This is a genomic window from Nostoc sp. (assembly GCF_036916655.1).
Classification (GTDB): domain Bacteria; phylum Cyanobacteriota; class Cyanobacteriia; order Cyanobacteriales; family Nostocaceae; genus Nostoc.
This window is the reverse complement of sequence record NZ_JBALFY010000025.1, coordinates 74209-98916: the sequence shown is the minus strand read 5'-3', so window position 1 is coordinate 98916 and position 24708 is coordinate 74209. Positions and strand designations below refer to the sequence as shown.

The following is a 24708-nucleotide window of genomic DNA, read 5'->3' as shown; positions in this document are numbered from 1 at the left end:
GTGCAATGGGAAATCCATTTCCTGGAATGAACCCGTATTTGGAACAGCCAGAACTTTGGCATCAAGTTCACAATCGTTTAATTGTAGCTGTTGCCGACGATTTAACTCCTCAAATCGCCCCTAAATACCGAGTTTCCATAGAAGAGCGAGTTTATACTATTGTAGATGATATCTTACTTGTGGGAATTGCCGATGTAGCCGTTGCCAATCGTAACACTATAGATAACAGCACAACTTTGATTACTGCAAAACTTACTGAACCCAGTAAAGTGAAAGTTCCTATACCGGAACAAGTAACTGAACGATTTTTAGAGGTGCGAACAACTCAAAGCAAAGAAGTAGTTGCGGTGATAGAAATACTTTCCCCTAAAAATAAACGCTCCAAAGAAGGTAGAGCCGCTTACGAGAACAAACGACAGAAAATTTTGGCTTCTGCAACCAATTTGGTAGAAATTGACCTCTTGAGACAAGGAGAGTCAATGCCTGTTTTAGGAGCAACAGCCACAGATTATAGTATCTTGGTTAGTCGCAGCTATAATAGACCTGATGCAGACTTATATACTTTCGACTTAAAAAACCCAATTCCTGTTTTTCCAGTGCCTTTGCATCAGGAGGAACCTGAGCCAATAGTTGACTTGCAAAGGTTACTAAATGAAGTTTACGAACGTGCTAGATTTGACTTGGCAATTGATTATTCACAACCTTTAAAAATAGTCCAATCGCCACAGGAAGAAACTTGGTTAAGAGAAATTTGGGAGAGGATTTAAAATAATTTGTAATTGATAATGGCGCTCTCTACGTTCGCGCTGCGCGTAGCTTGCTTCTTTGCAAGAGTATGCCCACTCGCTAACGTAATTCATAATTATTTAAATGAAATCCATCGCTTTTATTATACTGAAATTGGCAAATCTCTAATAACTAAGTACAGCTTTGCCTAAGTTCGTAGTGAATATAGTCAAACAAACTTTGCGCTCAACTCCGCGTCCCTCTGCATTTAAATCTAAATCCTCAATTGACCAGTAATTTACGAAATTGTGTACTAAGTTTATCCTAACTATGTCTCACCACCAATCCCCCTTTCAACATCAAGAAGAAGAAAAGCCCGATACTAATCCCCATCAGCAAGAAGTCATCCAACTTCTCAAACAGGTTATCGAGCCTACCTTAAAAAATGACATCGTTAGTTTGGGAATGGTACGAAACTTACGCATAGTTGATGACTATGTTTACTTGCGTTTATATATTGGTTCCCATCAGCACCAATTACAGCCAGAAATTCAATCTAAATTATCATCTTTATCTTGGTGTAAAAAAACTTATATTCAAATTTGTACAATTCCTGGCGTTAAAATCACTCTAGCGGTTTCTAGCGGCAAAGGTGGTGTAGGTAAATCAACAACAGCCGTAAATATAGCCGCCGCTTTAAAATTGCAAGGGGCAAAGGTTGGGCTACTAGATGCTGATATTTATGGCCCTAACGTGCCGCAAATGTTGGGTTTAGGACAAGCTGAGATTCAAGTAATTCATACTCCTACAGGTGATAAGTTTTTACCTCTAGAAGTTCAGGGAATAAAAATAATGTCAGTTGGTTTACTTGTAGAAGAAAATCGCCCCTTGGCGTGGCGTGGCCCTGTGTTGCATAAAATTATCACTCAATTTTTGCAAGATGTGGAATGGGGCGAATTGGATTATTTATTAATAGATTTACCTCCTGGTACAGGTGATGCTCAAATCACAATTATCCAAGAAAGCCCAGTTTGTGGAGTGATTCTCGTGACAACTCCTCAGCAAGTAGCGATCGCAGATGTCCGACGTAATATATATATGTTTCGCCAAGTGGGTGTACCCGTCCTTGGGATCGTTGAAAATATGAGCTATTTAATCTGTGGTGATTGTGGCGCACGCACGCCAATTTTTGGCAGTGGTGGCGGCGAACAACTCGCAGCAGAATTACAAGCGCCATTGCTGGGGCAAATTCCTATTGATCCCAATATTTGTAGTGGTGGTGATACTGGAAATCCGATTGCAATCAGCGATCGCACTTCACCTGCAAGTGAGGTTTTTATCCAAATTGCCACTGCGCTAAACGCAACTTTTACCAATTCCAGACAATCTAAATAAAAACTCAGGGAGGATCAAATCTTTAGTTTAGTCGCTTCTAGCAGCTTGACGCTGGCATAAATAGCATCAATATAAGGTGTGGGAATTTGAGTGAGTTTTCCCAATTCTGCCACCGCGCCTACAATAGCGTCTATCTCCGTAGCGCGTCCAGCTTCAATATCTTGTAGCATTGAGGTTTTATGAGCGCCAACATTTTCTGCCCCATTGATTCGCTGTTCTAAAGTGATGCCAAACTTTATACCCAAATTTTCTGCGATCGCTTGAGTTTCACTCATCATTTGTCGCGCTAGTTCACGGGTGAGGGGATAGCGACAAATATCCTCTAGAGTCGCACCAGTCAGGGCACTGATGGGATTAAAGGCCACATTTCCCCACAACTTGATCCAAATTTCCGTGCGAATTTGATTGCGGATTGGGGCTTTGAATCCTGCCTGTTTTAAAGTCTGTGCTAATAATTGGATGCGTTCTGTTTTAGTGCCATCGATTTCACCGAGAGTAAAGCGATCGCCTTCAAGATGTTTAATTACACCTGGTTCAATTATCTCAGTTGCCGGGTAAACCACACAACCAATGGCGCGTTCAGCACCGATACTAGCTTCAATAATCCCATCTGGATCAACAGATTGAATTCGCGTACCTTCATACTCACCGCCATGCTGACGGAAGTACCACCAAGGAACGCCATTTTGAGCCGTCACCACCATTGTGTGAGAATTGTAGAGTGCGGGTAGAAAAGGTGCGATCGCCGGAACACTATGAGCCTTCACAGTTAAAATTACTACATCCTGTGGCCCTGCTGACTGAATATCGCTAGTTGCCATCGGAGTAGCAATTTGGCTAGAACCATCTGACATGAGCAACTTCAGCCCATTTTTTTGAATTGCTTCCAAATGAGAACCACGCGCAATCAGGGTTACTGCTTCACCAGCCAGTGCCAGTTTTGCCCCTAAATATCCACCAATTGCACCCGCGCCAACAATACAGATTTTCATTTTGTCAAAAGCTTATGAGTCGTGGAAAATAGTATCCAGTTGCTTTTACCTCAAACAGCTACGCTTTGCAGCGCTGACAGCAGGTCTTGATGAACAGATTTTGAGGCAGCTACGATCAATCCAGGCAGACTATAGTTTTTACAAGTATGCAGTGGTGGTAAAGTTGAACCGTCGAGAGTAGTTACAATCCAGCCAGCCTCTTTCGCAATAAAAGCGAGTGCAGCACTATCAAGAAATTTGCCCGATTTGATGACTGCTCCACTCAAGTCGCCACTAAGAATACCATTAAGATTGGGAATCTGAATATCACTAGAGTAATCGGTCGCTATATCGATTACTTTATATCGATCTTTTAGTAAATGAGCAATAGAATTCATTCCCCATCCCAACAAAATAGCAGGTTGGGCGGATGTTATATCTAATGGGGCACAGGCTTCTAAGCTCGTTTCCAACGTCCCTTTAAAAGCACCTTCACCTCGAAGGGCGTAAAAATAAATGTTTTGGGCAGGAGAAATAGCAATTACTGCTTCAAAGTCATCCGAATTTAGAATACCTAGAATAATTTGGTAATTAGAATGTCCATCCATGTAAAACTTTGTGCCATCAATCGGGTCGAGTGTGACTAAGTAATCACCTTCTGAACCGAGTTCGGTAGCCCGAAAATACTTGGTATTATTAGAACTTTCATATTCTTCACCATAAAAGCGAATATCTGGGAAAGTGGCCAGTAATACTACTTCTATTAGATTTTGAATAGCCACATCTGCATCAGTAAGGGCGGCAGCAAAAAAGTTTTTTGCTTGTTCTTTGGCAGGAAGGGCAGCAATTTTTGGTTGCAGAAAATTGGCATAGGCTGCTGCTACTTTGAGATGGGGGAGTAAAGTCTCTAAAATTAATCGAGTAGTTGGTGTTGTGGACATTGCAGCAAACTCCTTTTAGAAATAATCTACCGTTGGCAAGGCGATAGAATTCTATATCTAGACAAAATTACGGTATCACTTGGATGTAATGATACCACCGTTGCTGCTATATTACTCTAATCTGTATGTCTCAAAGAGCCTATAAAGACATAGCAATTTTTCTTGCAAATTTAAGGATTTAAATTTCTATCTGAAACTCTCTTCTCTACGAGACACTGCGCGTAGCTTGCTTCCCTCTAGGGGTTTTTCAATTATTATTGATGGTTTTAGGAAACTTTTTCGGGCTTCTTCTGAGTAAATTTGAATAGCTTATGACGTTTGAGTACTGAAGATGTACCCAGAGTGCCAAGGATGAATAAGCTAAAAATAGAAGTGGATTCAGGGATGGTGATGATGCTTGCAGAAAAACTGATGGGTAACTGACTATCTTCCAATCCCAAATTTTCAAAACCTGGTATGATTGGCGGCGCAGAAAAAACCTCTAAATAACCTGGTGTCGGCAAAAAACTCGCGAAAAATCGATTAGAATAGTTCCCTCCTGAAGTGGAATACCCAAAACCATCACCTGTTAACTGCTGAGTATTAAGACTAATTAAATTATCAACATTATAAGGTTCGTTGCCTGGTATGGGAGTTCCAGCGGGTTGCAGACCAGTAATTGTTTCACCATTTCGTGTACCAGTAATTCCAGAGATCAGGTAAAAACCCAAATCGTTAGGGGTGTCATTAGTGGTAAGAATACCGTTTGCCGCTATGCCAGTACCAGAATAATTCCAGTTCCAATTTAAAGCAGAGGCGGTTTGCATTTTCCCGAAAGCTAATCCAGATACGGTGGTGAGAGCTATGGCAGATAGAGCTAGATTTTTCATGGAAGTCGTTAGTGCGATCGCGGATCTTCTAGAATTTTCCCATGTATTGTACGGAATCCTCATGTCACCCAAACGTCGTTGAGGCAGAGTACCCAGATTTTTGATCAAAATGCTACTCAAAAGTAGTCATAACTAAAGCAGGATGTTTGTTGTAACTGGAGTTAAGAAGCTAATGCCGTGGTTTGTAAAAATTGAAGAAGGGAAAGTCGATAAACCTACCTTTGACCAATATGTACCTGCTCACAAAGCCTACATTCAGGACTTAATTGCTAAAGGACACAAAGCGCGAACAGGTTATTGGGCGGAGCAAAGAGGCGGAATGTTGCTGTTTGAGGCAGCTTCAAAGCAGGAAGCAGAAGCGATTGTGGCTGACGATCCTTTGGTGCAACACGATTGCGTCAACTATCAGCTTTATGAATGGCGAATTGTTATGGAATAACACACACTTACTGACTTTTCATGTTATTCTTTTAGAAGACCTGGATCTATGCGATCGCAACACCCAAATCTTGTCAGAACCGGAAGGTAGCAGCAACACGGGAGGCTTGTGGTAGGCGTAGTCTCCGGGTCGCCCTATTTTTAGGAGCCTTCAGCAACAATGCCTGGTTTTGGAGATATTGTTCAAAAAGCTTTTTACCTCGGTGTTGGATTAGCTTCTTACGCAGGTGAGAAAGCAGGGGGAAAATTAGCCCAAGTGCGATCGCAAGTCCAAAAACTGGCAGATGAAATGGTTGCAAAGGGCGAAATGAACACAGAAGAAGCCCGCCGCTTCGTTGAAGAGATGATGAAGCAAGCCCAGCAGGCTCAAGCATCTGGTGAAACCTCTGAAAAAACACCCCCTTCTGAACCTCGCCGCATTGAAATTTTAGAGGACGATGAAGAACAAACGGTGAAAGAAGAATCAAATGATGAGAATGTAGATAAATTGCGCCAAGAAGTACTAAATCTACAAGACGAGTTAAAACGATTGCAACGCGACCAATAGCATTCTTTCCTCGTAATATCATTAATAAGTGGCATTTTGACATGACACTTTAGATAGAAACTTGATAAGATACATTGCCTAGTGTGTATTTTAGTGCTTCAAGCCAGATAACACAAAGCGTCCTGTTTATAGCCTGCAAAGGTGTCAAGTTTATGGAACAGTGGCAAAAAGATTTAGCAGAAATCGTTGAAATAGTGGCTGAAGAAGTAGAGCGTTTCTTCCTGGGAATGAGTGAAGTAGTAGACGCATTTTTTGAGCTAACGGAAGAAGTGACCGAGCAAGTACACAATAACATTGTTACTGAAGTCGATCAGTATTTGCAGGATTTTGCTGAACCAATGATGGAAGCTTACTGGGAATTGGAAGACATTGTTGCAGATGTAGATCCGGGTTTCCCTTACTTAGTTGAACCCACAGCCGAAAAAAATCCTGCCTGCATCGGTTGTAGTCATTACCACGGGCAAGTATATGGTGGTAATTTGTTAGTTTGTGGTATGCATCCCCACGGTTGTGAAGATGAGAATTGTCCAGATTGGGAGAAGGAAGAGTATTGAGAGGCAGGGGGCAGAATTTCGGCTACGCTCAATGACCGAGGAGCAGGGGGTAAATGAAAAATTACAAATTACAACTAAAAATTAACAAATGACAACTGATAAGTTATCTGAAAGTGTATCCCAGGCAAGCCAAGAAATGAAGTATGGCGAACGCGACATTGCAGAAGGTAAACTAATTACCTTTCCGAATCCGCGTGTGGGGAGGCGATATGACATTACCATCACTTTGCCGGAATTTACTTGCAAATGTCCGTTTTCCGGTTATCCTGACTTTGCGACAATTTACGTTACTTATGTGCCTGATGAACGGGTAGTGGAATTGAAGGCGCTTAAGCTTTACATTAACAGTTACCGCGATCGCTACATTTCCCACGAAGAATCTGCCAATCAAATTTTAGATGATTTTGTGGCTGCTTGCGATCCGTTGGAAGTCACGGTGAAAGCAGATTTTACGCCTCGTGGTAATGTGCATACCGTGGTTGAAGTGCATCACCAAAAGTAAATATCATCAATGATTAGCGCTGATGGCATTAATCGGCAATTTTATTGATGGCAGATTGTACTTGAACCACAACTTTTTTAGACAAAGGAATATACCCAAGTTCCAAACTGGATTTTTGCCCGTCAATCACAGCCCAATCAACAAAGTTTTTCAGCGCTTGAGCTTTAACTCGGTTTGGATATTGCTGATAAGTTAAAAGCCAGCTGTAAGTAACGATGGGATAAGATTGGGCATCGGTAGAATCTGTGATAAAAGCAATTAAATTATCGGCGGGTAACTTTACTGCTTCTAAGGTTTGAGCTACAGATTTTGGTGTCGGCATAATATAATTACCAGATTTATTTTCTAAAGCAGCCACAGGAAGTTTATTTTGTTTGGCGTAAATATACTCTACATAGCCAATAGCTCCTGGTATTTGCTGAATTAGGGCGGTAACACCTTCGTTACCCTTTCCACCAATTCCTACTCGCCATGCTACAGATTTACCAGCCCCAACCTTGCTTTTCCATTCTGGACTTATGGCGCTTAGGTGTTGCGTTAACACGCTTGTAGTCCCACTACCATCAGTTCGGTGTACAACCTGAATGGGTAAATCGGGTAAACTTACTCCTGGATTAGCTGCGGCTATTCTAGGATGATTCCAATTCGTAATTTTTCCGAGAAAGATATCTACGTAAACTTGGCGTGGTAGCCTGAGAGCAGTTGGCACATTGACTTGAGGTGACTGCTGTGCAACTGGTTTGAGGTTATAAGCCAACACAATAGAACCGGCTGTTAGAGGTAAAGCAATCACTCCCCGTTTGATTTTGGCTGCTTGTTCATTTGTAATTCCCACATCACTAGCTGCAAAGTCCACAGTACCTTCGATGAGTTGTTGCACTCCAGCACTGCTCCCTATCGCTTGATAGTTAATTTGGACATCAGGATGTTGCTGGTTATAATCTGCAAGCCAGCGCTCATACAAAGGTGCAGGAAAACTTGCCCCAGCACCAACGAGAGAAATATGTTTGATGTTTCGATTATTCGCAGTGCAAGAAGTGATGTTTAACAAGATAGCGATTAGGGGTAAAAGGTAAACGCGTCCCTTAAATTGAAGTTGAGCAGATATAGAAATCTTTTGTTCCAATGTTGAATAAATACCTCTAGTAATTTTCTAATTAATTGTAAATAGCTTTGAAACGCAGAGGAGCGCAGAGGTTAACGCAAAGGTACGCAAAGTAATTCTCTGCGTTCCTCTGCGATTTCCTTTGCGCCCCTCTGCGTTTAAACCTCAATCGTGGCCTCTTTCTCCTCACGTTTTGGCTGTGAACTCAGCCGGTCTAAAATATCTAAAACCTCTTGTTCAAAAGCAACTTGGGCGCGATTAGTTTTGCCACCAATATACAAGCGATCGCCTTTTTGCAATGCCCAGATTTGTGAGTGAGAAAAGTAACTCATCACCACACCCAGCATCAGCAAACCAAACCCTGAGTAAACAATTGGGATGCCTGGATCGGCTTTAATTTGTAAGCCTGTGCTACCAATGACATCCAAAATTTTCAGCTTCACGCCATTTACTTCGGTGTACATTCCAGCGCGGACTGTATCAACAAGTTTGCCAGTGGCATCATAAATTAATACCATCCCTTGCAAGTCTTTGGCTAATAGAGAGACACCCTCGCTCAAATCTGGTTTAGTAGGAACCCAGGTTCCCCAAATGCGCCCGTTACCGTTGGTGTTCAATTGCGCCATTGGTAGCTGAAAAATGGGGCTGTTGTTGAATTGGACGCGAACGCCTGCAATTCCCCAATCAGTTTGATAAAAAGTTATGCCATGATAGCGCAGAGGCTCGTTGACAAAAATCTTCTTGTGGTCAATTTCCTTTCCCTGATTATTCAAGATAGACAGATCAGAATAAAATTGATCGATGCCACCAGATGGAGTGTAATCAATCCAAAAACGATTGACTCGCACAGACCAATCTTTCGAGATTTTTGCAGCTAAAGGCCCAGCATCGACAATATTTGTTACTTGAAATGTATCGCCACTAGCAACCATTTCCTGAGCGAGAAATCCAGTCATCGCGCCCCAAATTCCCCCTATCAAAATAGCGACGATGCCAATATGAACAATAATTGGGCCGATGCGTCCGACTATTCCCTTGCGGGCGTAAAGGAGATTTGCTTTTTCTTGATCTTGAAAAATTTTATAGCGGTGTTTCTGTAATATTTGGTTTAAGGAATCTAGCGAACCAGTATCTAATTCTGTACTTAAAGCTAATTTTTGAAATTGTCGTGGTTCTTCGTAATATTTCCAGCGCTGGGCAGCTTTTAGGGCTGGTAACTGCCGGGTAAATGAACAAGCAGTTAAGCTAGTACCAAATAAGATGAGTAATGCCAGAAACCACCAGGTACGATATACGTGGTCTAATCCAACTACTTGAATTACTTTCCAAGTTAAGAAACCAAATAAAGCTGGATGTTCTGGGTAATTGGCTTGGTAAAATCCAGGTGACTGACCTTGCTCAATGACAGTACCGGTGGAGCTAAAGATTGCAATCAATAGCAGTAGTGCGATCGCTAATCGTAAGTTAGTCAATACAGGCAAAAGCTCTTGCCGTAAGAACTGCCCAGGTATTGCCCACCATTTTAATTCTTTTGCAGCTGAATCTTCTAAAGTCATTACGTGTAAAATCTAACAAATGTATTGATATTAAAAACTGCCGAGGGGAATCCGAGAAATTAAGGAAAATACACCGAATCCTACCAATAGTGCCCCACTAACTGGATTAATCCAACCAGACCAGCGACGCAATTCCAGTAATTTTTTAATTGAAGCTGTAAAAGTACCCGCTAAAATCAACGGCGCTACATAACCGGCTGTGTAAGAAAGTAGCAAAACAGCACCTAAAATTAAGTCTTGTGTATTGGCAATCCAACCTAGTAAACTGGCTAAAACAGGGGTGCTACAAGGGGATGCCACTAAGCCGAAAGTCAGTCCCAGCAAATAGGAACGCAATCCTGTTGGCAAATCTGGCGAAATCCAATTCGTTTCATTCAAGGATGGAAATTGTATAGGCAGTGCTTCTAATAAGTTCAGCCCCATCAGAATGGCGATAATGCTGACGATAATCGGCAAACCAATTCCCACTTGACCGTAGACTTTTCCAACTAAACCTGCTATAATTCCTAGCCCTGCCAATGTAGTTGCTAAACCTAAAGCAAACCAAGTGGATTGGGCCGCGGCTTGCAAGCGGCTTTTGGCTTCATAACCGCCGATGTAACCAATGGTAATTGGCAGCATGGAAAGCATACAGGGTGTGAGACTGGTGAGCAAGCCAGCCGCAAAGATGATACCAATACTCACCACGCTAAGGTGTGTCAGTTGGTTAGAAACGAGGCTGTCGGCAAATTGTTCTAGTTGGTAAATTTGGGTTTGCAGGTGATCAAACATGGGGAGTTTATGAGCGGGAAATGCTTACTCTGCTTGAATTGTAGCTTATTTTTGTCTGTAGAGTCAGCAGAAGTGATTATCCGCATCTGATATTATCTAAATTTCATCTGCCCCAGGAAATGTATCTAAAATACAATTAAGCTCGGATTATCCCTGAAGAAACACGGCTGGAGTATTTGGCATGATGATTGCATTACCCGGATTTAAAATTGTCACTTTGTTAAAAGCAGGGGTAAAAGCAGTCATATACCGTGGAATTAAGGTTGAAGACCAGTGTCAGGTAATTATCAAAGGGCTACGTCCAGAACAGTGTACACCCAATAATATTGAACAACTTAAACATGAGTATGCGATCGCACAAAGGTTAAATACCACAGCAGCAGTCAAAGCCTACGCCTTAGAGATGCACCAGGGAATCCCTTATTTAATTATGGAGGATTTTCAGGCGCGATCGCTCGACCAATTTCTAGACCAATTTCAACAACCTGTGCCGTTTTTGAAGATTGCCATTGAAATCACCAGTAAACTCGCCCAAATCCACACTTGTAACATTGTCCACAAGGATATTAAGCCGCAAAATATTTTAATTAACCTCGAAACTAATCAGGTAAAAATTGCCGATTTTGGAATTGCTGCTTTCATTCCCTACCAGCAGCAAATAGTTAGCAGTTCCAGTCGCATTGAGGGCAGTTTACCTTATTTATCACCTGAGCAAACCGGGCGAATGAATCGAGGGATTGACCATCGCAGCGATTTGTATTCGCTGGGAGTCACTTTTTATGAAATGCTCACAGGTCAGCTACCATTTCAAGGTAAAGACCCCTTAGAGTGGGTACATTGTCATATTGCTAAATCTCCGTTAGATCCAAATAAACTGAACTCTGATATTCCTCAAATGCTCTGTGAGATTACCATGAAATTGCTGTCGAAGGTTGCAGAACAGAGATATCAGAGCGCTTTAGGTTTGCAATTTGATCTAGAAAAGTGTTTGAAGCAATTAGAGACAACCGGAGAAATTCAATCCTTTGTTTTGGGTCAGCAAGATATCTCAGAACGCTTTCAAATTCCCCAAAAATTGTATGGGCGAAAACCAGAGATTGCCAATCTTTTGCAAGCATTTGAGCGAGTTGTGAGCCAAGGAAAACCAGAACTCGTATTAGTTTCTGGCTATGCTGGCGTTGGTAAATCTTCCCTGGTAAAGGAGATTCACAAACCCATTGTTAGAGAACGTGGGGTTTTTATCTCTGGCAAGTTTGATCAATACAAACGAGATATTCCTTATTCCACTATTGTGCAAGCTTTTAAAACACTTGCTCGACAAATTTTAACTGAACCAGAAGATAAACTTTCTACCTGGAAACAGGAAATAAAAGCAGCTTTAGGGAACAATGGTAAGCTCATCACAGATGTAATTCCAGAAGTTGAACTAATTGTTGGAGAACAGTCTTGTATCCCAGAGTTAGGGCCTGCTGAATCTCAAAATCGATTCAACTTGGTGTTTCAGAACTTTATCAGCGTCTTTGCTAAAAAAGAACATCCACTCACTGTTTTTTTAGATGATATGCAGTGGGCAGACACCGCTACTTTGAATTTAATTGAAACTATTATTACTGGCTCTAGTATCCAGTATCTCTGCTTCATTTTGGCGTATCGAGATAACGAAGTAGATGTTGTGCATCCCTTTAATTTGATGATAGATAAGGTTCGGCAGTATGGGGCAAGAACGACCGAAATTCTGCTGACACCGTTAAATCTTGTCTATGTCAATCAGTTAATTGCTGATACCTTACATAGTTCAGCAGAACAAGTAGAACCTCTGGCTAAATTGATTATCCAAAAAACTGACGGTAATCCTTTTTTTGTTAATGAGTTTCTGAAAACACTGCATCAAGAGAATCTGCTGAATTTTGACCCCCCTCAATCCCCTCTTACTAATGGCGGGTGGCAATGGAATCTAGCTGAGATTGAAGCCCAAGGGATTACAGATAATATTGTCACTTTGATGATTGGGCGGATGCAAAAACAGCCAATTGCAACTCAACAGGTGCTTAAATTAGCCTCTTGCATCGGGAATCGTTTTGATTTAGAAGTTTTGGCACTTGTTGGAGAACAGTCTATTACAGAAACGGCAAATGCACTTATTGAAGCAATTTTAAGAGGATTAATTATTGCCATTGAGTCAGATGAAAGTGATCATAAAAACTATCGTTTTTACCATGACAGAGTTCAACAAGCTGCATACTCTTTAATTGCCGATGAATCAAAGTCGGCTGTTCACCTAAAAATTGGGCAGCTTTTACTGAGAAATGCTAATCCTGAACAAGTAAATGAGCAAATTTTTGATTTAGTCAATCAACTCAATCTTGCGGTGGATCTAATTATTGAACAAACAGAAAAAGATGAATTGGTGCGATTGAATTTAATTGCTGGTAAAAAGGCAAAAGCTTCTACAGCCTATACTCCCGCAAAAAGATTTTTTAGCATTGCTATGAATCTTTTGGCTGAAAATGCCTGGTTTGAACAATACGAACAAACATTTACTTTGTTTAGAGAACAGGCTGAGTGCGAATTCTTAACCGGAAATTTAGAGCAAGCAGAAGAATTATTTGATCTATTATTGCTGAAAGCAAAATCTCACGTAGATAAATCTAATATTTATATGCTGCAAATCAGACTCTATCAAGTCGCAGGTAGATATGAAGAGGCGTTGATATTAGGATTAGAAGCTTTAAAAATTTTTGGGGTGATATTTCCTGATACAAATGAGGAAATGGAAGATGAGATCGCAATTGAAAAAAACCAGGTATTAATAAATTTAGGTAATAGACAAATCTCTGATTTAATTAATGCTCCGGTAATCCAAGATCCAAATATTAAGACACTGATTAGTTTGTTGACCACTTTGGGCCCACCTACTTATCTAGCTAGACCCGATCTCTTTCCCTTAGTCGTACTTCAAGCTGTTAACTACTCCCTCAAGTTTGGTAATACGGAAGATTCCTGTTTTGCTTACAGTATGTACGCGATGCTGTTAGTTTCCATCTTCCATGATATTCCCACAGGTTATGCATTTTCTGAGATGACCATTCAATTGAATGAAAAGTTGCATGATTTGAAACTTAGAGGAGTTGTTTTACATATTCATGGAAGTCATATTAACGTTTGGTGTAACCATATTGCCAGTGATATTCCCTTTTTAGAGCGGGGGTTTATCGGCTGTGTGGAAGCAGGTGATATAACTATGGCAAACTACAACGGCTATCAAGGGTCATGGCAAATTATCCAGTTAGGATATCCACTTGGAGATACATACAAATCTCTAGAGAAATACACTACATTTGCCCGTCAGTCGAAACATGAAGCTGTTTATCAGACAATCAGATTACAGCAGATGCTTCTGATGAATCTGCGCGGACTTACTCATCACAATCTGACTCTAAGTGATGATGGTTTTGATGAATCACACGCTTTATCTGTAATTACAGATGCAGGTTTCGTCAGTGGGATTATTTTTTATCACATTATCAAATTAATTATCTTTTTTACATATCGACAATATACAGAAGCCTTGAAATCTGCCTTAGAATTATCCAAATTTCCAGTTACAACACTGGCATTACCAATTGAAACAGATTACATTTTATATTACTCACTAACTTTAACGGCTCTTTATCCAACAGTATCTAATCAAGAGCAAGAACAGTTTTTGCAAACTTTAGAATTCCATCAACAACAATTGCAATATTGGGCTAACCACTGCTCTGCCAACTTTTTACACAAGTCTCAATTAGTAGCTGCTGAAATAGCTCGGCTTGAAGGTCGAGATTTGGAAGCAATGCGCCTGTATGAGCAATCAATTGCTTCAGCTAGTGAGCAGGGATTTGGGCAATATGAAGCTTTGGCTAATGAGCTAGCGGCTAAGTTCTATTTGGAGCGAGAGTTTGAATTAATTGCCAAAACTTATTTGGAAGCAGCTAAGAATGCTTATGTGCGCTGGGAGGCATTTGCTAAAGTCAAGCACCTCGAAGAATCCTATCCTCAGCTATTGCCACAGCAACAGCTTGTCTCTAATGGCACGTTTATCACCACAGGTGAGCATTTAGACTTTTTATCAGTAGTTAAAGCCTCTCAAACTATAAGTAGTGAGATTGTTTTTTCACGGTTGTTGAAGACATTAATGCAAATTGTGATCGAGCAAGCAGGAGCAGAAATCGGTTATTTATTGCTTGAACATGAGCAAAATCTGGTGATTGAAGTAGAAGCTAAGGTTAATCCCCAAGCAGAAAAGCTCAACGTTTCTCGACCTATATTAGAGGGTGAAATTTCTCAGGTTATTCCGCAATCAATACTGAATTACGTTCAGCGAACTCAAGAAACAGTGATTTTGCAAAATGCTACTGAGCATAATTTCTTTTCCAAGGATGAGTATGTAATTCAAAAGCAACCTAAATCTGTACTTTGTTTGCCGATCGCCCGTCAGTCAAAATTACTTGGTATTTTATATTTAGAAAATAATCTGATCTCCAGTGCTTTTACACAGGAAAAACTTTCTGTATTAGAAATTTTGACAGTTCAAATTGCTATTTCTCTAGAAAATGCTCGTCTTTATCAAGGTTTAGAAGATAGCAAAGCACAACTAAATTTGGCGTTGAAATCTGCCAAAATCGGGGTTTGGAGTTGGGATATTAGCAGCGATTGCTTTGATTGGGATGAGCAAATCTATCAACTATTTGGGTTAACACCGGAAACCTTTGCTGGCACTTCTGAGGCAATTTTAGCTCATCTGCATCCAAGCGATCGCGGATTGCTGGCTCAATCGTTGAGTCGAGCTATTAACGAAGGTGTGGAGCATAATTTAGAATATCGAATTATTTGGGATGACGGCAGTATCCGCTACGCAGTCTGTCGGGGAAAAGCCTTTTTCAACGAAGCGGGTATTGCCACACACATGAGTGGTGTTGTGCTTGATATCACAGAACGCAAACAATCGGAAGCCGAACGAATCCAACTGATTCAAGAGCAAACCGCGCGACAGGAAGCAGAGGCCGATCAGCAACGAGCAGCGTTTTTAGCTCAAGTCAGTGCAACCCTCGCTTCTTCCCTTGATTACGAAAGTACGCTAGCAAGTGTGGCAAATCTGGTTGTGCCTTACTTCGCCGATTGGTGTAGCGTTGATCTGCTGCAAGACAACCAATTTATTAATCGGGTAGCAGTTGCTCACCGAGATCCAGATAAAGTTAAACTCGGTTGGGAACTTCATCAGCATTATCCAAGAAAATTGGATGAGCCTGGAGGTGTGCCTAAGGTGCTGCGTACAGGAATTCCTGAAATGGTAACTGAAATCTCAGATGCACTATTAGCAAAAGGCATCCCAGATGCAGAACATCTCAGGATTATACGTGAAATCGGTTTAAAGTCATGTATAATGCTGCCGTTAATGGCACGTGAAAAAGTTTTTGGGGCAATTTCCTTTTTTACTGCTGAATCAGAGCGTCGTTACAGCACAACTGACTTGCCATTAGCGGAAGATATTGCCCATCGAGCGGCGATCGCCATTGATAATGCCCGCCTTTACCAAGAAGCGCAGCAAGCACAAAGAATGGCAGAAAGAGCATTAGAGCGCATTGCCCGTCTCCAATCGATCACGGCTGCCCTTTCAGAATCGCTGACACCAGCCCAAGTATCTGAAGTGATTGTCGAGCAGAGCATGGCTGCCTTGGGAGCTAGTTCTGCCCTTGTTGCTTTGTTGAATGAAAGTAAAACGGAACTGGAAATTGTACGTGCGGTTGGCTATAACCAGGATTTGGTGAATACTTGGCGTATTTTTGCCATCGATTCACCCTCTCCTTTAGCAGAAGCGGTGCGAACTGGGAAACCTATTTGGGCTGAACCAACAAAAAATCGGGCAGATCGTTACCCACATTTAGCAGAAATTTATGCCCAATATGATTTTAATGCCTGGATTTCTATTCCATTGATGGTAGAGGGTTGGGCAGTTGGCGGTATAAGTTTGGGATTTGCCCAACCTCAACAACTTAGTGGAGAAGATCGAGCATTTATCTTGGCTGTTGCTCAACAATGTGCCCAAGCGATCGCTCGCGCCCATCTCTACGAAGCCGAACGAACGGCAAGAAGCGCTGCTGAAAGTGCAAATCGCGTCAAAGATGAATTTTTAGCTGTGCTGTCTCATGAATTGAGAACACCACTCAACCCGATTTTAGGTTGGGCAAAACTGATGCGGAGTCGCAAGCTCGATCAAGCAACCAGCGATCGCGCCCTAGAAACTATTGAGCGCAATGCCAAGTTACAAACTCAATTAATTGAAGATTTGTTGGATGTTTCCCGTATCCTTCAGGGTAAACTTAATCTCAACTTCGGCCGGATTAATTTAGTATCAGTGATTGAAGCTGCGATCGAGACAGTGCGTCTATCGGCGGAGGCTAAATCTATCCAGATTCAGACAATTTTTAAATCTGGTATTGGAGAAGTTTTAGGCGATGCCAATCGATTACAGCAAGTCATTTGGAATATTCTTTCTAATGCCATTAAGTTTACTCCCATTGGTGGACAGGTAAAAATTAAATTAGAGCAAGTTGGCTCACAAGTACAAATCTGCATAACTGATACAGGGAAGGGAATTGAACCTGAGTTCTTACCATTCGTCTTTGATTATTTCCGTCAAGCTGATGGTGCCACAACTCGCAAATTTGGCGGTTTAGGTTTAGGATTAGCGATCGTCCGTCATCTCGTAGAACTTCACGGGGGAACTGTGCAAGCAGAAAGTCTGGGCGAAGCCAAAGGAGCAACTTTCACCGTCAGACTTCCATGTTTACAAGATGAAAACAAAGGAATTAAGAATGTAGAAGATAACTCTTCACTGGTGGCGGCTCAATCTTTGCCTTTGTCTGGCTTAGAGATTCTAGTGGTAGATGATGACGCAGATATGCGAGAATTTTTGCCCTTTATGCTGGAGCAATATGGTGCAACTGTTACCGTTGTCGCTTCAGCCATTGAGGCTTTAACAGCATTGAGTCAATCCCAGCCAAATCTGATCGTCAGCGATATCGGGATGCCAGAAATGGATGGCTATATGCTGATGCGACAGATCAGAAGTCTGGAACCAGAACAAGGCGGGACAATTCCCGCGATCGCTTTAACTGCTTATGCTGGTGAGATAGATCAGCAACAAGCGATCGCTGCGGGATTTCAACAGCATATCTCTAAGCCTGTAGATCCAGAGGAATTGGTGAAGGCGATCGCGTCATTGGTTCCCGATTTGGCATGATGGTGGAATATAGCAGTAGCATCCGAGGAACGTTGTAAAAGAATAGCCAGAAACACAGGTAAACGATTAGGGACTTCCAAATAAAAAAATACTCAACTACTTTTTGTGGGGTGGGCGTCTCGCCCGCCCTATGGACTGGGCGGGCAAGATGCCCACCCCACAAGAGTTTTAATTCTAGGTAATATGCAAGTTAAACGTCCAACAGCTAATTAACGATATAGCCAAACACGTAACAGCGACAGCAATTGTTCGGTATCTACAGGTTTAGTAATGTAGTCTGATGCGCCGGCTTCAATACACTTCTCGCGATCGCCTTGCATGGCTTTAGCGGTCAGTGCAATAATCGGCAAAGATTTAAATTGCTCGTTTTGGCGGATTACGCGTGTTGTTTCGTAACCATCCATTTCTGGCATCATCACATCCATCAACACCACATCAATATCTGGTGTATTTTGTAACAATGCAATTCCGTCTCTGCCATTTTCAGCATATAAAACTTGGATTTGATAACGCTCTAGCATACTGGTAAGAGCGAAGATATTCCGCATATCATCGTCTACAATTAGCGCTTTTTTGCCAGTGAGTAAGTAATCTTGTGAATGCAGTTGTTCAAGGATTTGGCGCTTTGGTGCTGGTAAATTTGCTTGGACTCGGTGTAAAAATAATGCTGTTTCATCAAGGAGACGTTCGGGCGATCGCACATCTTTAATAATGATTGTTTCGGCAATTCGTCTGAGTTCCGTTTCTTGAGCTTTGCTAATTTCTCTACCTGTGTAGACAATAATTGGTAAAGTTTTACCGAGAGGTAAAAGCTTTATCTGCTCAATCAGTTCAAAGCCGGTCATGTCGGGTAGCCCTAAATCGAGGACGAGGCAATCAAAATGCTGGGTGCGAATTGCTTCTAGGGCTTCTGTACCGTTAGCCACAGCTGTGGTTGAAACATCGCTGTTGCCAATTAACTCAACAATACTCAGCCGTTGAGTGTCATCGTCTTCGACTACTAATAAATTTTTCACCTGGCGTTCAACAAAACCTTTAATTTTGCTCAACGCCTCGGATATTGTCTCGCTGGTTAAGGGTTTTTGCAGATATGCGATCGCACCTAATTGTAAACCGCGTTGTCTCCCTTCCTCAACTGTCATGATATGTACGGGGATGTGACGGGTATTTGGGTCATGTTTTAGACGATCTAATACCGTCCAACCATCCATTTCTGGCAACCGGATATCTAGCAAAATGGCTGAAGGTAGAAATTGCTGCGCTAACATCAAACCTGTACTACCGGTTTGGGCAGCTATTACCTTGAATCCTTGCTGTTGCGCCATATCTAGAAGGATACGCGCAAAATTAACGTCATCTTCGACAATTAATAACACGCGATCGCCTCTTTCAATGGTGGTGCGATCGTCATTAATCAATGCTGAGTGGGGAGTGAGGAGTGGGGAGTGAGGAGTGAGGAGTGTCGATCTAGACTCAGCACTCAGCACTCGGAACTGGCTAAACGCCCCGCTATCGCTAACAGCACTAAATTGTGGTAAGTAGAATGTAAAGGTGCTACCTTCACCGGGTTGACTGATGAGTTTAATTTCGCCGCCGAAGAGACGGGCGATTTCGCGGCTAATTGATAAGCCTAATCCAGTGCCGCCGTATCTGCGAATGGTAGAGCCATCGGCTTGTTGGAATGCTTCAAAAATCACTTTTTGTTTTTCGGGGGGAATGCCAATGCCTGTATCGCTGACTGAGAAGGCAATCACAAGCTGGGCACTATTTAAGGTTTCGTGGCCGAGACTCCACCCTACCTTCGCTACCGCAATCCGTAAGCGTACCTCTCCTTGTTCTGTAAATTTAAAAGCGTTGGAGAGGAGATTTTTCAACACCTGTTGTAAGCGTTTGACATCTGAATAGATGGTGTTTGGCAATTCGGGAGTGAATTCAATTGTAAAGGCAAGTCCTTTGTTTTCAGCAATTTGCCGGAAGGTGCGCTCAATCACATCACCCAACTCTGCCAATGGCATTGGAATCATGTCAATGGACATCGTTCCAGATTCAATTTTAGCGAGATCCAGAATGTCATTGATTAACGTCAACAAATCATTACCGGCTGAATAAATTGTTCGGCTGTATTCGACTTGCTTGGCGGTGAGGTTGCGATCAATGTTATCTGTCAACAATTTCGCTAAAATCAACAAGCTGTTTAACGGTGTCCGCAGTTCATGGGACATATTGGCGAGAAATTCTGATTTGTATTTTGAGGAAAGGGCGAGTTGTTCAGCCTTGTCTTCTAAAGATAGTCTTGCTTGTTCAATTTCCCGATTTTTACGCTCGACTTCTTTCTTTTGCATCGCCAACAACTCTGCCTTTTCTTCTAATTCGGCGTTGGTTTGTTGCAGTTCCTCTTGCTGTCCTTTGAGTAAATCTTCAGAGGTTTTGAGTGATTGGGCTTGTTGTTCTAAGCGTTTGTTGGTTTCGCGGAGTTCACTTTGTTGGGTTTGGAGTTCTTCAGCTAAAGATTGCGATTGTTTGAGTAATTCTTCAGTTCGCATCGATGCGGCGATCGTGTTGAGAACGATCGCAATACTTTCGGTAAGCTGGTCGAAGAATGTCAGATGAATTTCGCTAAAGCGGCGGAAGGATGCTAATTCAATCACTGCTGTCACCTGTCCTTCAAAAAGTACAGGTAACACCACGGCATTCAGGGGCGTTGCTTCTCCTAAACCAGAGGCAATTCTGACATAATCGTTCGGTACATCCGTTAGCAGAATTCGCTCTTTTTCTAAAGCGCATTGTCCCACCAAACCTTCACCCAAGTGGAAGCGGTTAGCTAGATGTCTGCGTTCGCGGTAAGCGTAGCTACTAATTAATTTCAAATACGGTATATTTTCCCCAGACTCCATCAGGAAGAATACGCCGTGCTGCGCTCCTACCAAGGGCGCTAATTCTGAGAGAATTAATTTAGATACGGTTTCCAAGTCTCGCTGACCTTGGAGCATTCTGGTAAACTTGGCTAAGTTAGTTTTCAACCAGTCTTGTTCGGTGTTTTTCTGCGTTGTCTCCCGCAGATTAGCAATCATCTGGTTGATATTATCTTTAAGTATTGCTACTTCCCCTAGTGCTTCGACGGCAATTGAACGAGTTAAATCACCTTTAGTTACAGCTGTAGCAACTTCTGCGATCGCTCGCAACTGAGTTGTCAGTGTAGCAGCAAGTTCATTCACATTATCCGTTAAATCTTTCCAAGTTCCAGCCGCGCCAGGTACTCTTGCTTGTCCGCCTAACTTCCCTTCAATTCCCACTTCCCGCGCTACTGTAGTTACTTGATTGGCAAATGTCGCCAGGGTATCAATCATCTCGTTGATTGTTTCTGCCAAGGTTTCAATTTCTCCCTTAGCATCTAGCATTAGTTTCCGTTTTAAGTCACCGTTAGCAACTGCGGTTACAACTCTGGCAATACCGCGCACTTGTGCCGTTAAATTCCCCGCCATCGAGTTCACGTTATCAGTTAAATCTTTCCAAGTCCCCGCCACACCTTGGACTTGCGCTTGTCCGCCCAACTTTCCTTCAGTTCCCACTTCCCGCGCCACCCGCGTTACTTCCGATGCAAAGGAACTGAGTTGATCTACCATCGTGTTGGTAGTATTCTTCAAATCCAAAATTTCGCCTTTGGCATCGACGGTAATTTTCTTAGATAAGTCGCCATTCGCTACCGCTTTCGTCACTTCGGCGATGTTGCGAACTTGCCCGGTAAGGTTCCCCGCCATCGAGTTAACATTGTCTGTTAAATCTTTCCAAGTCCCAGCTACGCCTCTGACGTAAGCTTGCACGCCCAATTTACCTTCCGTTCCCACCTCACGGGCAACCCTGGTAACTTCTGATGCAAAGGAATTTAACTGATCCACCATTGTATTAATGGTGTTTTTAAGTTCTTGAATTTCACCTTTCACATCGACGGTGATTTTTTTAGATAAGTCGCCGTTAGCTACCGCCGTGGTAACTTCGGCAATATTCCGCACTTGTGCCGTCAAACTTCCCGCCATGAAGTTTACGCTGTCGGTTAAATCTTTCCAAGTGCCGGCTACACCTTTAACTTCGGCTTGTACGCCCAGTTTACCTTCAGTTCCCACCTCACGGGCTACTCTTGTCACTTCACTTGCAAAGGAATTGAGTTGATCTACCATCGTGTTGACGGTGTTTTTCAACTCTAAAATTTCACCTTTGACATCAACGGAGATTTTCTTAGATAAGTCGCCATTCGCTACAGCTGTGGTAACGGCGGCAATGTTTCGCACCTGTGCCGTTAAACTTCCCGCCATGAAGTTCACGCTGTCGGTTAAATCTTTCCAAGTTCCAGCTACGCCGCGCACATCTGCTTGTACGCCTAGTTTACCTTCGCTTCCTACTTCACGCGCCACCCGCGTCACTTCACTTGCAAAGGAATTAAGTTGATCCACCATTATATTGATGGTATTCTTGAGTTCCAGAATTTCGCCTTTGACGGCAACAGTAATTTTCTTAGATAAGTCACCATTGGCGATCGCAGTTGTCACTTCGGCAATGTTCCGCACCTGTGCCGTCAAGCTTCCCGCCATGAAGTTCACGCTGTCGGTTAAATCTTTCCAAGTCCCGGCAACGTCTTTTACTTCCGCTTGTACACCCAATTTACCTTCAGTTCCCACTTCACGAGCAACTCTTGTAACTTCACTTGCAAAGGAACTGAGTTGATCTACCATTGTATTTATGGTATTTTTCAACTCCAGAATTTCACCTTTGACATCGACGGTGATTTTCTTGGATAAGTCGCCAGTTGCAACCGCCGTAGTCACTTCGGCAATATTCCGCACCTGCGCCGTTAAGCTTCCCGCCATGAAGTTTACGCTATCGGTTAAATCTTTCCACGTACCCGCTACGCCGCGCACTTCTGCTTGTACGCCCAGTTTTCCTTCGCTTCCCACCTCACGGGCAACCCTTGTAACTTCTGATGCAAAAGAATTGAGTTGATCCACCATTGTGTTAATGGTATTTTTGAGTTCCAGAATTTCACCTTTGACATCAACGGTAATTTTCTTGGATAAGTCGCCAGTTGCCACCGCCGTAGTCACTTCCGCAATATTCCGCACCTGCGCCGTTAAACTTCCCGCCATGAAGTTTACGCTGTCAGTTAAATCTTTCCAAGTACCCGCGACACCGCGCACATCGGCTTGGACTCCCAGTTTTCCTTCACTTCCCACCTCACGCGCAACCCGTGTTACTTCACTTGCAAAAGAACTGAGTTGATCCACCATGATATTGATGGTATTCTTGAGTTCGAGAATTTCACCTCTCACATCGACGGTAATTTTTTTAGATAGATCGCCATTTGCGATCGCAGTCGCAACTTCGGCAATATTTCGCACCTGTCCGGTGAGATTACCCGCCATTAAGTTAACGTTATCAGTTAAATCTTTCCAAGTCCCCGCAACTCCCCGGACTTCTGCTTGTACGCCCAACTTCCCTTCAGTTCCCACCTCCCGCGCAACTCTTGTTACTTCCGATGCAAAGGAATTCAGTTGATCCACCATTGTATTGATGGTGTTTTTCAACTCCAAAATTTCACCTTTCACATCCACAGTGATTTTCTTAGATAAGTCGCCATTCGCTACCGCTGTGGTCACTTCGGCAATATTCCGCACCTGTGCCGTCAAGCTTCCCGCCATGAAATTCACACTATCGGTCAGGTCTTTCCACGTACCCGCTACCCCGCGAACTTCTGCTTGACCGCCCAATTTACCTTCAGCACCCACCTCACGGGCAACTCTTGTGACTTCTGATGCAAAAGAATTCAGTTGATCCACCATGATGTTAACGGTGTTTTTCAACTCTAAAATTTCACCTTTCACATCTACAGTTATTTTCTTAGACAAATCGCCATTAGCTACCGCCGTTGTTACTTCCGCAATGTTACGGACTTGGGCAGTCAAATTTCCTGCCATTAAATTAACGTTGTCAGTTAAATCCTTCCAAGTACCTGCTACACCTTTAACTTCGGCTTGTACGCCCAACTTCCCTTCAGTTCCCACTTCACGGGCAACTCGCGTTACTTCACTCGCAAAGGAATTAAGCTGATCCACCATCGTGTTGACGGTGTTTTTTAGTTCGAGAATTTCACCTTTGACATTAACGGTGATTTTTTTGGATAAGTCACCATTGGCGATCGCAGTGGCAACTTCGGCAATGTTGCGAACTTGACCGGTGAGATTACCCGCCATTAAGTTAACGTTATCAGTCAAATCTTTCCAAGTGCCAGCCACACCTTGCACTTCGGCTTGGACACCCAATTTACCTTCAGTTCCCACCTCACGGGCAACCCTGGTAACTTCACTCGCAAAAGAACCGAGGCGTTCTACCATCGTGTTGACGATATTCGCAGTTTGGAGAAACTCACCTTGCAAGGGTCTGCCATCAATTTCTGTAGCGATCGTTTGGGATAAGTCACCATTGGCAACCGACCGAATCACCCGCGTAGTTTCAGCTGTTGGTTGAACTAAATCTGTAATCAGAGTATTGACAGAAGTAACACAATCTGACCAAGATCCGCGAACATCTCCAAGAGAGGCGCGATCGGCAATTTTGCCTTCTTTGCCGACAACATTACCAATGCGTTGTAGTTCTGCCGCCATCCGCTCATTCTGGTCAATAATATCATTGAGCGTATCAGCTATTTTCCCCGCTACACCAGTATGGTCTATGGGCATCCGAGCCGAGAAGTCACCGTGTTTAACAGCATTCAGCGTTCTTAGTAGCTGATTTAAATCTAGATTGTCGCTGTCTCTAGTTAACTGTTCGGTTGCCATAGCCTTATCCTTAATCTTGAATCTTGAGGAATTTTTTGTATTTTTTGTATCCCGTACCTAGTTAGAGAACTTTTAGGTAATGGTTATCAAAATAGAGAGTAGGAAATAAAAAGTAAATCAAACTAATTTTTATCGGTGCGAGTGTAAGCAGTTGATAAAGACTGCAAACTAAATGGTATTGCGATTGTATCTGACATACCACTTAGCTAATGATAGCTAGT

General features: G+C 42.6%; 14 protein-coding genes and 1 other RNA gene. 8 read left to right on the top strand and 7 right to left on the bottom strand.

Translation table 11 applies throughout. The annotated features are described in order from the left end of the window. The first annotated feature begins 5 nt into the window (after nucleotides 1–5). Both V7L31_RS07450 and V7L31_RS07445 read left to right on the top strand, forming a co-directional pair. Nucleotides 6–767, top strand: a complete 762-nt coding sequence (locus V7L31_RS07450) for a DUF4058 family protein (protein WP_334695653.1) — start codon at nucleotides 6–8, stop codon at nucleotides 765–767. Between the two features lie 289 nt (nucleotides 768–1056). Continuing rightward, on the top strand, nucleotides 1057–2121 hold the full coding sequence (locus V7L31_RS07445) for an Mrp/NBP35 family ATP-binding protein (RefSeq protein WP_334695652.1): 1065 nt from the start codon (nucleotides 1057–1059) through the stop codon (nucleotides 2119–2121). Between the two features lie 14 nt (nucleotides 2122–2135). Here the strand turns inward: V7L31_RS07445 and V7L31_RS07440 are convergent, their stop codons facing one another. The 3 genes from V7L31_RS07440 to V7L31_RS07430 form a co-directional block, all read right to left on the bottom strand. Continuing rightward, nucleotides 2136–3113 (bottom strand): 2-dehydropantoate 2-reductase, encoded by a 978-nt coding sequence (locus tag V7L31_RS07440; protein ID WP_334695651.1) that lies wholly within the window; start codon nucleotides 3111–3113, stop codon nucleotides 2136–2138. 50 nt (nucleotides 3114–3163) lie between these two features. Then, nucleotides 3164–4033: an inositol monophosphatase family protein gene (locus V7L31_RS07435; protein WP_334695650.1), complete on the bottom strand. Its 870-nt coding sequence runs from the start codon at nucleotides 4031–4033 to the stop codon at nucleotides 3164–3166. Nucleotides 4034–4299: 266 nt separating this feature from the next. Continuing rightward, entirely contained in the window at nucleotides 4300–5010 is a 711-nt protein-coding gene (locus tag V7L31_RS07430) for a PEP-CTERM sorting domain-containing protein (protein WP_334695649.1), read from the bottom strand. Nucleotides 5011–5074: 64 nt separating this feature from the next. Here V7L31_RS07430 and V7L31_RS07425 point away from each other — a divergent pair, with 64 nt between their 5' ends. From V7L31_RS07425 to queF, 5 genes are all read left to right on the top strand, one after another. After that, nucleotides 5075–5341 carry a YciI family protein gene (locus V7L31_RS07425; protein ID WP_334695762.1) on the top strand — a complete coding sequence of 89 codons (267 nt, stop codon included), beginning with the start codon at nucleotides 5075–5077 and terminating at the stop codon, nucleotides 5339–5341. Nucleotides 5342–5378: 37 nt separating this feature from the next. Continuing rightward, nucleotides 5379–5475, top strand: an RNA gene (ffs, locus tag V7L31_RS07420) — signal recognition particle sRNA small type. 25 nt (nucleotides 5476–5500) lie between these two features. Beyond that, nucleotides 5501–5887, top strand: coding sequence for a phasin family protein (locus V7L31_RS07415; RefSeq protein ID WP_334695648.1), 387 nt, complete (start codon nucleotides 5501–5503; stop codon nucleotides 5885–5887). 152 nt (nucleotides 5888–6039) lie between these two features. Beyond that, nucleotides 6040–6441: a hypothetical protein gene (locus tag V7L31_RS07410; protein ID WP_179064536.1), complete on the top strand. Its 402-nt coding sequence runs from the start codon at nucleotides 6040–6042 to the stop codon at nucleotides 6439–6441. Nucleotides 6442–6529: 88 nt separating this feature from the next. Then, nucleotides 6530–6943 (top strand): preQ(1) synthase, encoded by a 414-nt coding sequence (queF, locus tag V7L31_RS07405; protein WP_334695647.1) that lies wholly within the window; start codon nucleotides 6530–6532, stop codon nucleotides 6941–6943. A gap of 28 nt (nucleotides 6944–6971) precedes the next feature. On the opposite strand, the gene pstS is transcribed toward queF, so the two are convergent. From pstS to V7L31_RS07390, 3 genes are all read right to left on the bottom strand, one after another. Then, nucleotides 6972–8069: a phosphate ABC transporter substrate-binding protein PstS gene (gene pstS, locus V7L31_RS07400; protein ID WP_334695646.1), complete on the bottom strand. Its 1098-nt coding sequence runs from the start codon at nucleotides 8067–8069 to the stop codon at nucleotides 6972–6974. Between the two features lie 137 nt (nucleotides 8070–8206). Beyond that, nucleotides 8207–9604 carry a cytochrome c biogenesis protein gene (locus V7L31_RS07395; RefSeq protein ID WP_334695645.1) on the bottom strand — a complete coding sequence of 466 codons (1398 nt, stop codon included), beginning with the start codon at nucleotides 9602–9604 and terminating at the stop codon, nucleotides 8207–8209. Nucleotides 9605–9634: 30 nt separating this feature from the next. After that, nucleotides 9635–10375, bottom strand: coding sequence for a cytochrome c biogenesis protein CcdA (locus V7L31_RS07390; protein WP_334695644.1), 741 nt, complete (start codon nucleotides 10373–10375; stop codon nucleotides 9635–9637). Between the two features lie 181 nt (nucleotides 10376–10556). Here V7L31_RS07390 and V7L31_RS07385 point away from each other — a divergent pair, with 181 nt between their 5' ends. Then, the gene (locus V7L31_RS07385) at nucleotides 10557–17660 is read left to right on the top strand and encodes an AAA family ATPase (RefSeq protein WP_334695643.1); all 7104 of its coding nucleotides are present in this window, start codon (nucleotides 10557–10559) and stop codon (nucleotides 17658–17660) included. Nucleotides 17661–17869: 209 nt separating this feature from the next. Here V7L31_RS07385 and V7L31_RS07380 read toward each other — a convergent pair whose 3' ends face one another. After that, a complete protein-coding gene (locus tag V7L31_RS07380; protein WP_334695642.1) occupies nucleotides 17870–24487 on the bottom strand; it encodes a HAMP domain-containing protein in 6618 nt (2205 codons plus the stop codon). Between the last annotated feature and the right edge of the window lie 221 nt (nucleotides 24488–24708).

What these genes read in the sequence shown, in the direction of transcription:
- V7L31_RS07450 (WP_334695653.1), top strand. Translation starts at nt 6, where the DNA reads ATGGGAAATCCATTTCCTGGAATGAACCCGTATTTGGAACAGCCAGAA.
- V7L31_RS07445 (WP_334695652.1), top strand. Translation starts at nt 1,057, where the DNA reads ATGTCTCACCACCAATCCCCCTTTCAACATCAAGAAGAAGAAAAGCCC.
- V7L31_RS07440 (WP_334695651.1), bottom strand. Translation starts at nt 3,113, where the DNA reads ATGAAAATCTGTATTGTTGGCGCGGGTGCAATTGGTGGATATTTAGGG.
- V7L31_RS07435 (WP_334695650.1), bottom strand. Translation starts at nt 4,033, where the DNA reads ATGTCCACAACACCAACTACTCGATTAATTTTAGAGACTTTACTCCCC.
- V7L31_RS07425 (WP_334695762.1), top strand. Translation starts at nt 5,075, where the DNA reads ATGCCGTGGTTTGTAAAAATTGAAGAAGGGAAAGTCGATAAACCTACC.
- V7L31_RS07415 (WP_334695648.1), top strand. Translation starts at nt 5,501, where the DNA reads ATGCCTGGTTTTGGAGATATTGTTCAAAAAGCTTTTTACCTCGGTGTT.
- V7L31_RS07410 (WP_179064536.1), top strand. Translation starts at nt 6,040, where the DNA reads ATGGAACAGTGGCAAAAAGATTTAGCAGAAATCGTTGAAATAGTGGCT.
- queF (WP_334695647.1), top strand. Translation starts at nt 6,530, where the DNA reads ATGACAACTGATAAGTTATCTGAAAGTGTATCCCAGGCAAGCCAAGAA.
- V7L31_RS07395 (WP_334695645.1), bottom strand. Translation starts at nt 9,604, where the DNA reads ATGACTTTAGAAGATTCAGCTGCAAAAGAATTAAAATGGTGGGCAATA.
- V7L31_RS07390 (WP_334695644.1), bottom strand. Translation starts at nt 10,375, where the DNA reads ATGTTTGATCACCTGCAAACCCAAATTTACCAACTAGAACAATTTGCC.
- V7L31_RS07385 (WP_334695643.1), top strand. Translation starts at nt 10,557, where the DNA reads ATGATGATTGCATTACCCGGATTTAAAATTGTCACTTTGTTAAAAGCA.
- V7L31_RS07380 (WP_334695642.1), bottom strand. Translation starts at nt 24,487, where the DNA reads ATGGCAACCGAACAGTTAACTAGAGACAGCGACAATCTAGATTTAAAT.